The following is an 11,913-nucleotide window of genomic DNA, read 5'->3' as shown; positions in this document are numbered from 1 at the left end:
AACAGAAATACGAAGGACCGTCGCAGGCTGGATTGGAAAAATGAACGCACGGATTGGCTCCTGATTGTGGTTAAGCAACGGGGTGCTCCGCCCCCGACGAATGTCGCCCTCCCCGGGCGAGACGCTTGGCCTGGTACATCGCTGCATCGGCGGCATGCAACAAGGCGCCTGGAGTGGTGCCATGCTCGGGATACACCGCAATGCCGATGCTCAGGGAAGTCAGCACCGAGGCATTGCCGGGCAACTGGATCGGCATTTCCATGCTGGCGATGATTTTCTCAGCGATCATTTCGGCATCCTCCAGCTTGTGCAACGGCGAGAGCAGCACGGCAAATTCATCCCCGCCCAGCCGCGCCACCAGGTCATCCTCACGCAACTGCGCCCGGACCCGGGTTGCCACAGCCGTCAGCACCGCATCTCCCGCAGCGTGACCAAAATTGTCGTTGATCCCCTTGAACCGATCACTGTCCAGGTACAGCACGGCCACTTGCTCGTCGAGCTTGCTGGCGTTACGCAGGGCGCGAATCAGCCGGCCTTCGAAATACGCCCGGTTGGGCAATCCGGTCAGGCTGTCGTGACTGGCCTGGTGGGCCAGGCTTTCGTTTTCGCTTTGCAGGTGGGTCTGCCAGGATTCGAGTTCGGCGAGCAGTGCATTGAAGTCATTGCCCAGGTTATCCAGCTCAGCGATGGCGGCCGGTGGTACCCGCCGGTCCAGGGCCCGCTCGCTGCGCGCGGCGTGGGCCACTTCCGCCAGGCAACGCAAAGGGCCGGTAATCGCCCGCAACTGACGCCGGGCCAGGTACAACGCCATCCATGCACTGACCGCCGTGCAGAGGATGATCCCCGCCAGGCCGCTGAGCAGGAAGCGCAACAGGCTGCCGCCGTGCCCCGCCAGCAGGACGCTGCCGATGGCCTGGCCCTGGTGAATAATAGGCAGGCTGATGGGCTTCCCAAGGAAGGCCTTGGCGATGTGCATTTCCAGATCAGACAACAAGCCGGTTTCCGGTCGTTGCCAGCGCGCCAGCAAGCGACCGTGTTCATTGAACACCTGGGCGTCGGCCACCTCTTCGGTGCTGGCGATCAAGGCCAGCGCTTCGGTGGCGGCAGCCGAGTCATCGAACACCACGGCCGCTTCCACGGTGTAGTTGATCGAACGCGCGATCAGGTGCAGGTTGTGGTCGGCGTATACCCGCAGCGCCAGGACACCGAGCAAGGTCAGGGAAATGCTGGCCATGGCGATCGCCACCAACGCGACGATCAAGTGACCGCGCCCGATGACCGAGCCCAGGGTAGGAAGAATCCTTGGGGTGGACAGGCTCATGGTGCCGCCGGCCTGCGTCGGGAAAGCTGCAAGACACTGGGATGGATACGCACGCCGCTGCGTGCCACGGAATCGAGATTGACCTCGAACGACACCTGCTCGTCACCCACCCGCAGGCAGAAGAGACTGCCCACGGTGCATGGGTCGCCTCCTTCGCTGATGCTCAAGACCGGCTTGCCGATCAAGGAGGCGTACAGACGGGTGCGCTCCTCGCTGGTGAGCCGTCCCACATAGACCGCGTTACAGTCGGTCGCGATGCCGGGATGATCTGCCAACAGACGCTGGACGGTGACCGGTCGGCCCGTGGCCTGGGCGGTCCCCTTGACCAGGTCATCGGTATATTGGGTCGGCCCGACGATGCACAGTTGCAACTGCGTGGGCTCCACCGGCCATCGGGCATAGCTGAGAATGCCCAATACCACCTGGGTCACCGACTCGGCTCGCTGTTCAGCCCTGGTCGTGGTTGCCTGATCCTGAGCAGCGATCACAGGCGGCAACAGGCCCAGAAGACTGGCAAGCAAGTAATGCTTCCAACCCTTGCTGCGCGCCGCCTCTCGACCAGCCACATCCATGAAGAATCTCTTGTCGGTCCGATAAATGCCGGAACGATAGCACAGTGCCAAAAACCCAGCGAGACAGCGTCCTACGTCTCTTCTGACAGAAGCAGGCAGAATCGCGACCGACCTAAGAAAGCCGAATCATTCAGTCGTCCCGATCCAGATCCAGCATCAACCCGCTCAGCCGCTTGACCTTGCGCCGAACCGCTTCCTCGAACACGCCCGCCCGGGGTTCGATCAGGCTGAACCACTGCTTGGCACGGGTAATGGCCGTGTATACCAACTCCTTGGTCAACACAGGGTTCAGCGCATCCGGAAGGATCAAGGCCGTATGGGTGAACTCCGAGCCCTGGGACTTGTGCACCGTCATGGCATAGACGGTTTCCACGTCATTCAAGCGGCTGGGCAGGACAAAACGCACACCACCTCGCCCATCGTTACGAGGGAATGCGACCCGCAGGACCTGCTTGCCCGCCTCCGGCCCCTCACGCTCGGGCAACCTGAGGGCAATGCCGATATCACCGTTCATCAGCCCCAGCCCGTAATCGTTGCGGGTCATCAACACCGGGCGCCCTTCGTACCAGTGGTGATCGCTGTCGATAAGACGGGCCTTGAGCAACGCGGCAGTGATCCGCTGGTTCAACCCTTCGACACCCCACGGGCCCTTGCGCACGGCACAGAGCAACTGGAAAGCATCGAATGCCGACAGGACTTCCCGAGCCCAGTCGGCCCAGCAATGGTCGTCCAAGGGGCGGGAAGTGTCCGGGCGCCGTTGTCGCAACACATTCAAGTAGTGTCGGTACCCCTGGGGGCCCTCCGTGCGCCCCTCGAGCAGCAAGCGCTCCAGCCCATCATCGTGCTCCCCCTTCAGCGCCAGGGAGAACAGATCGGCATACTGCTTGCCCTGCAGGAGCTGGCGAGCCTTTTCGGCTTGCTGCTGGTTGACCCAGCGAGCCAGTTGGCCGATACCACTGCCCTCGCCGAAGCGTCGTGAATGCCTGAGCATGACCACTTGCTGGGCCAACGGATGGGTGCCGTCGAGGTCCTGCTGCAGATCACTGGTCGCCAGGTTCTCGCCGCTGACCGATTCAAGCCAGGCCCGAGTCCGGGGCGTGTACCAGCCCTCTTCGGCGTCTCGACACAAGTCCCCCAGGACCGCACCGGCCTCCACCGAGGCCAGTTGATCCTTGTCTCCCAACAGCACCAGACGGGCCTGGGCCGGCAATGCATCCAGCAGATTGGCCATCATCTCCAGGTCGATCATGGAGGCCTCATCGACCACCAGCACATCCAATGGCAACCGGTTACCCGCATGGTGGCGGAAATGACGGGTCCCGGGCCGACTGCCCAACAGACGGTGGACGGTGGTCACGTCGCAGGGAATGCGCTCGCGTACGGCGGCGCTCACCTCCAGGCTCAGGACCTGCTGGCTGATGGACTCCGTCAGGCGTGCCGCGGCCTTGCCGGTGGGCGCGGCCAGGCGAATGCGCAGCGGCTTGCCGGCCTCGACGGCGGGTGCCTGGAGTAAGGCCAGCAAGCGCACGACAGTGGTGGTCTTGCCGGTTCCCGGCCCTCCGGTAACGATGCTGAAGGCGCCGCGGGTGGCCAAGGCACAGGCAAGTTTCTGCCAATCGATCGCCCCCGGGCCGGCAGCCGTCCCGAACAAGCCATCCAGACGCTCGCGCAGATCATCGGGCGCCGCGTCCCGCTCGGCAAGCCGTTGCCGCAGCGCCTCGTCGATCCGCCGCTCATAGCTCCAGTAACGACGCAGGTAAAGCCGTTTACCTGACAACACCAGCGGGCGCTGCCTTGCCTCCTCGCTCTGGTCCGCAGCCAGGGCCACCAGACGGCTGGAGGCCAGGGTTCTGCACCATTGAGCCCCGTCCAGGGTTTGCAGTAACTGTGAAGGCAACAGCATTGCCCCGGCCTGCAGGTCGCCCTCGGGGGGTAGCGACAGGGCAAAATCCGGTTCCTTGAGTGTTTCGTACAGGTCCAGGCAGACATGCCCATGCCCCAGCTGATGACTGGTGAGCGCGGCGGCGAGCAGCACCAGTGGATCATCGTCGGGCGCCAGCTCCTGGAGGAACGCGACGAACGCCTTGTCCAAGGCACGCAACCATCCTCGCTCGACCCAACGGGTCAGCAGCCGCAACAGGTCATCGGCACGACTCAGGGGCGACAGCTCTACCAGGCTGTCGTCGTCGGAGGTGCCGGGCAGCAGATCGGCGAAAGAACGACTCATAGCAATTCTCCCTGTACCCATGCCGGCTCGGCCTTGGGCTCGGGTACGCCCTGGAACAGACGATCCAGTTGTTCGATCAAGGCTCGAGCAGGCCTGGTGAAATACACGCCCTGACTGGTGGCGCGGGTGCCACGAAGAAACAGGTACAACGCGCCGCCGACATGGCGGTCGTAGTCATAATCGGGCAGGCGCGCCTTGAGCTGGCGGTGCAGCGCCAGCAGGTACAGCACGTATTGCAGATCGTAGCGATTATCCAGGATCGATTGCTCCATCGCCTGCGAGGTATAGGCCGCGTCATCGGCCCCCAGCCAGTTGGATTTGTAGTCCGCCACGTAATAACGACCGTCGTGCTCGAACGTCAGGTCGATGAACCCCTTGAACATGCCGTTGAGCAGCACGGGTTCCGCGGCGACGCGGGCCACGCCACCGTGGGTGAACTGGCAGACCAGTTGATCCAGCTTGAGAACATCGACCTTGTGGCTGGCGAACCAGAATTCCATTTCGACCTGGAACTGGTCCAGATGCGCGAGCACCACGGGCGCCTGGTTGCTGCCAATCTGCAAAGGCAGGGCCACGAGGTGTTGCAGCCAGTCATTCAGCGTCGTGATCCAGCCTTTCCAGCCTCGACGATTGCAACGCCGGGCAATGACGTCTTCGATGACCGAGGGCGCAGCCGCGAATCCTTCGCCCGCGATCCACTCCAGAAGACCATGAAGGAAGGTGCCCGGGTTGGGGCCACGGGGAAAACGATGGATATCGCCGCCAGCAACGGCAACTGCCCTTGGAGCCTCCGGATCGAGTCGCTCGTCGTCGAACAGTTTCTGGGCTTGTGGGTCCTCCGGCGCGGCGTCACTGCCCGCACTCAGGCTTTCACCGATACGTAGCGCACTGTAGGAGGCAATCCACCAGTTCTCGCTGGCTTTGCGGGCAGGCTTGAGCGGTTCGCGCAATACCGCCTCACTGCGTGGAGGCTGGTAATGCTCGTCGGTCGCCAGGGGCATCTCCTGGCAACTCACGGTCGCGCTGCCTTGTTGCAGGTCTTCCAGCCAGCGCTTCAGCTCCACCGAGTCGGCCAGCGGCGTTCCGCCACCCAGCAGATAGCCCAACGCGGACAAATGCAGGATCGAGGTGTTGTTACTCCCTCGCTTGAGATCGGCGACACCCAGCCAACAGGCATGCTGGGCACGGGTAAGTGCCACGTAGAGAAGACGCAGGTCCTCGGCCAGGCGCTCCTCGTCGGCCCTGGCAATCAACTCGACGGTGGGCCTGAGACTGACCTCCGCCCTTCCCGATTCATCGTGGTAGTGCAGAGGCAAGCGGGTACCATCCACCGGCTTGGTCGAACAGATGAACGGAAGAAACACCAGCGGGTATTCAAGCCCCTTGGACTTGTGGATCGTAACCACCTTGACCAGTTGCTCATCGCTTTCCAGGCGCAGGATCTGCTCCTCTGCGGCCTGTCCGGACAACGCCAGGTGCTCCGACAGGTGTCGAATGAGGGCCTGTTCACCATCCAGCTCTCCGGCGGCCTGCTGCAGCAGTTCGCACAGGTGCAGCAGGTTGGTCAGTACCCGCTCACCGTCGCTGCGCGCCATCAACGCCTGGGGCAGCTCGAAGTCATGCAGCAGCCGCCGGAGCATGGGCAGTACCCCCTGGGTCCGCCAAACCGTGCGATAGCCACGGAATTGCATGACCCGGGCTTCCCATACCAACTCGTCCTGGTTGAGCCGCTCCAGCTCCGTCAACGGCAGGTTCAAGGTAATGCTGGCCAGCGCAGCCCGCAGCGGCCGTTCGACATCGGGCTCGGCGCAGGCTTTGAGCCAGATCAGCAGGTCGCGCGCCTCCTGCGAGGCAAAGACCGAATCCTTGTCCGATAGATAGACACTGCGCACGCCCCGTGCGGACAGCTCATCTCGCACGGCCTGCGCTTCCTTGCCGTCGCGCACCAGGATGGCAATGTCTGCAGGCAACAACCGACGGAGTCCGCTTTCAGGGTCCATGAAGCCATTGCGACCGGCCTGGCCCCCATTGAGCAACCCCGTGATTGCACTGGCACAGGCCGCCGCCATGTTCTGTCGATACACCGCGCCGGAAAGCGGTTGTTCCGATGGCAGGTGCCAGATGTTCATTGCCGTGACGGCCTGGCCCGCAATCTGCAGGAACTCGTTGCGCCCTTGTGACTCGACGGGCAAAAACGGCACCGGATTGTTCCCGGAAGCCTCACGAAACAGGAACGCTCCACGCCCCTGCGGACGAGATTCGGCGTATTGGAAAACATGGTTTACCGCACCCACCATGGCATGGCTGGAACGGAAATTCGTCCCCAGCGTATGCAACCTGCCGGCGGTGGCTACTCGGGCCCGCAGGTAAGTGTGGATATCGGCGCCGCGAAAGGCATAGATGGCCTGTTTCGGGTCACCGATCAGGAACAGGCCGGTTTCAGGGTTGTTGCCTTCGATACGGTAGATGCTTTCGAAGATCCGGTATTGAACCGGGTCGGTATCCTGGAACTCATCGATCAGCGCAACTGGAAACTGTTCACGGATCAGGCTCGCCAGGCGCTCGCCGCCTTCGGCCTGCAGCGCCGCATCCAGACGCAGCAGCATGTCGTCGAACCCCATCTCTGCGCGTCGGCGCTTCTCCGCCTCGAAACGCGCCCCAACCCATTGCGCCGCATGTTGCAACACTGCGGCATCCGGAGTAGGCAAGGCTTCCAGGCTGGCCTTGAGACCGACCATGGCGTCCAGTCCTGGATGACTGGGCACCTCTCCCTTCCAGGCCTGCGCCATGCCCTCGGGCGTCAGCCGGGTGAAGCCGGTGCCGATGTCCAACAACTCGACGCTTTCGTCCTCTACCCAGGCAGAAATCTTCTGGAACCAAGGCTCGAAGTAGCGAGCCTGCATCTTGCGCGCATCGACAAGCTTGTTGGCAACACCTTGCTGGCAGATTTCCAGCAGTTCCACCGCCCATTGCCGCCAGGGTGCCTTGAGATCGAGCAAGGCAGCACTGCGCTCGCGTAGCGATGCGGCGATGAGCTCGGCCGGCTCGGGTCCCTCGCCATTGCCATGCTCGCTGGCGAACAGTCCCTTCACTCGCGGCAACAGGGAAGCCGGTCCACCCCAATGGGCCCGCACCCAGTTCAGCGCCTCGCCTTGCATTGAATAACAGAACATCCGCCAGTAGTCGCGCAACACCTCGCCGAGCAACTCGCTGTGGTCGGTTTCCAGGGTCTGGGTAAACAGGCTGCCGCTGTCGAAAGCATGCTCGCGCAGCATGCGCTGGCACCAGCTGTGAATGGTCGAAACCGCGGCTTCGTCCATCCATTGCGCGGCGATGTCCAGCCGATTGGCGCAGGCAGGCCAATGCTCCTCGGCAAATTCGCCGCGCAACTGGACGATCAGTGAGTCCGGGGCCGGTATCTCGTCACGAAAGAAACGTGCCGCTTCGGCCAGGCGAGTACGGATACGCTCACGCAGCTCCTTGGTAGCGGCGTCTGTAAAGGTCACCACCAGGATCTGTGGAGGAAGCAGCTCGCGACCAAACCCGGTCGCCGGTCCACCATGACCCAGTACCAGGCGCAGGTATAACGCCGAGATGGTAAAGGTCTTGCCAGTACCGGCGCTGGCCTCGATCAACTGGCTTCCATGCAGGGGAAACGCCAGGGCCAACGGTGTCTGCCGGCTCATGAGCGTGCCTCCTCGCCAGCCGCCGAACGCCATGGAGCCTCGAACAGCGGCCGATAAAGCGCATTGCACCAGTCGGGAAACGTTTCCTCAGCCATCAGGGCTTCGAAGTCGGCAAATTGCCGGGCCAGGGCAGGACTCTCCCGTCGCTCGCCTTCAGAGTTCTGCCCATCGCCTTCGTAGGTTTTCCGAGCAGCCGCCATGGCCTTGACCGGCTCGGGCTGGCCAAGCCAGGCAAAGGCAGTCTTCACCGCGACCGGCAACGGTTGGCGCATGCCGGCCTGCCAAGCCTGTAGCAGATCGCTGAGCAATCTTTGAGCGACAGTTTCTTCAAAAGGCGGCAATAGCAGGCTGTCATCGCTGGCCACCAGTGCGGTAGTCATCGACAAGCCATTGGCGCATGCCACTAGGTGGTTTACCCAGGGTCGGATGAGACGATGCCATTTACGAGTCTTCGCAGAGCCGATGCTATTGGGTATTGCAGTAATGGCAAGGACGGCGCCATCGGAACGCTGGTGCAGGCCACTAAGCCATCCTTCGACACTCACTCCCTGCAACTGAAGGCTGACCGGCACGGCGCTGGTCAGTGGTACAGGCCATGACGCGAGGATCTGCTGATAACGCTGGAGCAAGTCAGGCAAGGGCTCGATCAGCTCGCGCTGCAGGCATTCACCAAAACCGGCCATTGGTAACAGGCCGCTGTTCTGAAGCCTCCTGGCGTGGGCCGAAAGGGCGAGATCCGGCTGATCCAGACGTGCCAGGGCAGCCTCCAGTAAACTGTCACTCAGGCTGTAGCGTTCAAGGGCATCGAGAACGAAAGGCTCGTCATCGGCCAGCGGAGCCTCGATGGTCTCGAAGAACACCTTGAGTCGTTGGCTGAAGAAATGGCGGACGGGGTTGCGCATGAAATCCTGCAACTGTCCGAGGCTCAGGGGTTCTTCCTGCACATATGGCTCCAGTAAAGGCGGGCTGAGAGCCGTGTTGCGATCGCCGTGCAGCAACCGCCATTCGCTGGCATAACTGAACAACTCATCGCCCTGGAGAAAATAACGGGCACTGAAGGGTTGCAGAGGGTGCTCCAGGGTCAGCGCCTCGAGAAGATCCTCACCAGTACCCCCCAGCCGCCAGCCACTGGCGATGTGATCGCGCAATTGTCCTATCAGCACTGATGCCGGTCGTTCGCTGTTGTCGCGAATACTGCGCCCCACCCAACTGATGTAGAGTTTTTCCCGGGCCGAGAGCAGCGCTTCCAACAACAGGTAACGATCATCCTCACGCCGGGAACGATCGCCCGGACGATAGTCGCTGCCCATGAGATCGAAATCCAACGGCGGCTGGGCCCGTGGATAATCGCCATCGTTCATCCCCAGCAGGCAAACCAGCTTGAAAGGGATTGCCCGCATTGGCATCAGCGTGCAGAAGTTCACCGCTCCGGCGAGAAAACGCTGGGACAGTCGCCCCTGGTCAAGGCCTGCCAGCCAGGCTTCACGCACCACGGTCAACGGCAGCTCATCCTGCAGACCAACCGACTCGCAGGTTTCCAGCCAGTTTTCGCGCAGGTCTTCGAGCTGGGCCAGCAGATGATCCTCATGCTCGTTACCCGCCAGGAAAAACAGCTGCATCAGGTCGTGCAAACGCGCCCCCCATGTCTGCGGCGCTGCTGGCTGAGTAAGCGCCTGATGAGCGACTTCCAGAGCATCCAGCAAGGCGACCAACGGGCCGATCAATGCCGCATCGAGGCCGCCGATTTCATCGTAAGGTTCAATTCCCTCATAGGCATCCGAGCTGCCAACGGCATACCCCAGCAACATACGACGCAGACCAAAACGCCAGCTGTTCTGCTCAAGCTCTGCGGGCAGTCCCAACGCGGCACGATGATCGGCACTCATGCCCCAGCGAATACCCGCGCCCTCGATCCACCGATGCAGGGTCGGCAAATCGGCTTCATCGATACCGAAACGCCCGCGCAGTGCCGGGACATCCAGCAAATCCAGGATCTCACTTACAGGAAAGCGACTATCGGGCAGCTTCAGCAGATGCTCGACAGCAATCAGCAAGGGATCCCTTCCGCGCTGCCCCTGGTCGGTCAGGGTGAACGGAATGAAACGTGGATCCGTCCTGTCGAGCTGGCCGAACACGGCGCGGATATGCGGTGCATAACTGTCGATATCCGGAACCATGACGATGATATCCCGGGGACGCAACGTAGGATCCGCACTGAAATGAGCCAGCAACTGGTCATGAAGAATCTCGACCTCACGCTGGGCACTGTGGGCCACATGAAACCGAATGGACCCGTCTCGCCCTGTATCCACGGCGGGCCACGTTGCGCGGGTTTCATCCAAGGGGCGCAACTCAAGAATGTCATCCTGCAACTGATTGAGGAGCGTCGTGGGATTGCCTTCGCTGAACAGGTCGATTCGTCCATCTCGAAAAACAGAACGATAACTGTTGGGATCGTCGTAACTGTCGAGCAGGTTGATATAGTCGCGCCCTTGCTTGCCCCAGGCTGCCAATAAAGGATGAGCGTGCTGATGCAGAGTTTGCGGATCGAGAACGGCAGGCATACCGGCCCTTCGCGCCTGACGCTTGTATTGATGCCGTAGCAGGTCCTTGTCAGCCACGATATCCGCCCAATGATGGCGGCAGGGATTATGGACACACAGCAGCACCTGGCTGAACCGTGACAGACCGGCGAGCGCCTCGAGGGCCTGGGCGGGTAGCGAAGAAATGCCGAACACGATGACCCGGCTTGGAAGGCCTTTGGGTGGGCTCTCCAAGCTGTTGATCCGTTCGATATATCGTTGATGCACGCCAGCACGGCTTTGAGCCATGCCTTGCTCTCCCACATCCAGTAGCAAGGCTCGCCACAGTTCGGCCTGCCAGCAATTGGCCGGTGCAAGCGCCTTGGCTTCACCACGCACATTTCTCGTTTGATGTCGGCCCTCTGCCCAATCCTCAAGCCAATCGGCACGGTACACCTGGTATTGATCGAACAGGTCGGCAAGGCGCTCGGACAACTGGTAACGCTTGCGCAGGTCGGTGTCGTGGGTCAGAAAACGGCGCAGTGGCTCGAAATGAGGCTGCTCGATCAATTGCGGCAGGAGACGCATTAGTCGCCAGGTCAACGGGGCCTTGTCGAGCAGGGAATTGGCGGGAATTTCGTCACGTCCCAAAACCGTACGATAGAGATGCCACATGAAGCTGCCTGGTAACTGCACATCGATGGCAGCTGCGATACCGCAGCCACCGCTACCATCATCTTCCGGATCCTCAGCCAATGCGAGCTTGAGCCACTGGGCAATGCCGTTGCTTTGTACGAGTGCGATTTCATTTTCAAGAGGGGCCAGCGGATACCGCCGCATCAAGCTGATGACCAGACTGCGCAACTCATCCAGGCGATTTCCGTGAACCACCATGAAAGCAGGGCTGAGGGACGTTGCGTCCGGCATAGAAGGCATCCTTGGAAAGAGCATAAGCTAGGGCCGAACCTTAGCACTGTCGGGCAGTTGTGACAGCCGGGAACGGTCCGCGTCTGTCGTAAGAACTTTCCTGGAGGCAAAACAAAACCCCTACCTGCATCAGCAGATAGGGGTTTCGGAATTTAATCTTGACGATGACCTACTCTCACATGGGGAAACCCCACACTACCATCGGCGATGCATCGTTTCACTTCTGAGTTCGGGATGGGATCAGGTGGTTCCAACGCTCTATGGTCGTCAAGAAATTCGGTAGCCAGCGCGTGCCTTGCGGTCACGTTCCAGCGAATGGGTATGCGATAGTTTGTGTGTTGCCTGCAGCACGTTCGAACTTTCGGTTCGTTTCGTCTTCACAACACCGCAATCTGGTCTCTGTCGAGTCGACAGATTGCTTGGGTGTTATATGGTCAAGCCTCACGGGCAATTAGTACAGGTTAGCTCAACGCCTCACAGCGCTTACACACCCTGCCTATCAACGTCGTAGTCTTCGACGGCCCTTCAGGGAGCTCAAGGCTCCAGTGAGATCTCATCTTGAGGCAAGTTTCCCGCTTAGATGCTTTCAGCGGTTATCTTTTCCGAACATAGCTACCCGGCAATGCCACTGGCGTGACAACCGGAACACCAGAGGTTC

At 61.2% G+C, this 11,913-nt stretch carries 5 protein-coding genes and 2 rRNA genes; all 7 read right to left on the bottom strand.

Features of this window, described 5'->3' with window-relative positions:
* Positions 1-70: 70 nt before the first annotated feature.
* Positions 71-1,321, bottom strand: coding sequence for a diguanylate cyclase DgcN/YfiN (locus BLP99_RS24715; protein ID WP_092182027.1), 1,251 nt, complete (start codon positions 1,319-1,321; stop codon positions 71-73).
* Positions 1,318-1,893 carry a regulatory sequestration protein YfiR gene (locus BLP99_RS24710; RefSeq protein WP_072388710.1) on the bottom strand — a complete coding sequence of 192 codons (576 nt, stop codon included), beginning with the start codon at positions 1,891-1,893 and terminating at the stop codon, positions 1,318-1,320. The genes BLP99_RS24715 and BLP99_RS24710 overlap by 4 nt, the downstream gene beginning before the upstream one ends.
* A 130-nt stretch (positions 1,894-2,023) precedes the next feature.
* A complete protein-coding gene (gene recD, locus BLP99_RS24705) occupies positions 2,024-4,120 on the bottom strand; it encodes an exodeoxyribonuclease V subunit alpha (RefSeq protein WP_072388712.1) in 2,097 nt (698 codons plus the stop codon).
* Positions 4,117-7,806, bottom strand: a complete 3,690-nt coding sequence (recB, locus tag BLP99_RS24700; RefSeq protein WP_092182024.1) for an exodeoxyribonuclease V subunit beta — start codon at positions 7,804-7,806, stop codon at positions 4,117-4,119. The genes recD and recB overlap by 4 nt, the downstream gene beginning before the upstream one ends.
* Positions 7,803-11,255: an exodeoxyribonuclease V subunit gamma gene (gene recC, locus BLP99_RS24695; RefSeq protein ID WP_092182021.1), complete on the bottom strand. Its 3,453-nt coding sequence runs from the start codon at positions 11,253-11,255 to the stop codon at positions 7,803-7,805. The genes recB and recC overlap by 4 nt, the downstream gene beginning before the upstream one ends.
* Before the next feature lie 156 nt (positions 11,256-11,411).
* Positions 11,412-11,527, bottom strand: a 5S ribosomal RNA gene (gene rrf, locus BLP99_RS24690).
* A 158-nt stretch (positions 11,528-11,685) separates the two neighbouring features.
* Positions 11,686-11,913 (bottom strand): 23S ribosomal RNA (locus BLP99_RS24685); the annotation flags it as partial.

The organism is Pseudomonas sp. NFACC32-1, from assembly GCF_900101215.1.
GTDB lineage: Bacteria > Pseudomonadota > Gammaproteobacteria > Pseudomonadales > Pseudomonadaceae > Aquipseudomonas.
This window is presented reverse-complemented; position numbering and strand designations above follow the sequence as displayed.